1 pseudogene is annotated in these 454 nt (G+C 64.3%); it reads left to right on the top strand.

Annotation, left to right across the window (positions count from 1 at the left end):
• Nucleotides 1-130: 130 nt before the first annotated feature.
• Nucleotides 131-454: pseudogene (locus ATO4_RS26755) on the top strand (type 1 glutamine amidotransferase domain-containing protein); the annotation flags it as partial.

The raw sequence follows: 454 nt of genomic DNA, 5'->3' as shown, positions 1-454 counted from the left end.
TGAAATCCAGCAAGTAAATTTCTCGAATGTCTCCTTCGGCCCCATCTTCCTGCCATCGAAAGGCCGATGCGGCCGATCGCGATCGGGCCGACCCGGCGATCGGCATCCGGCATCATCAAAGGAGACGACGATGAAGGTTCTCATGGTCCTGACGTCCCACGACCGGCTCGGGGACACCGGCAAGAAGACCGGCTTCTGGCTGGAAGAGCTCGCGGCACCCTATTACGTCTTCAAGGACGCGGGGGCCGAGATCACACTCGCCTCGCCCAAGGGCGGCCAGCCGCCGCTCGACCCCAAGAGCGACGAGCCGATGTTCCAGACCGACCTGACGCGGCGCTTCACCGCCGACAAGGACGCCAATGCCCAGCTGGCCGAGACCGTGCGCCTCGACAGCGTCGACCAGGCGGACTTCGACACGGTGTTCTATCCCGGTGGCCACGGCCCGATGTGGGAT

It is taken from the genome of Aurantimonas sp. 22II-16-19i (genome assembly GCF_002088275.1).
Lineage (GTDB): Bacteria > Pseudomonadota > Alphaproteobacteria > Rhizobiales > Rhizobiaceae > Jiella.
Note: the sequence above shows the minus strand (reverse complement) of the source record. Positions and strands in the feature narration are given on the sequence as shown.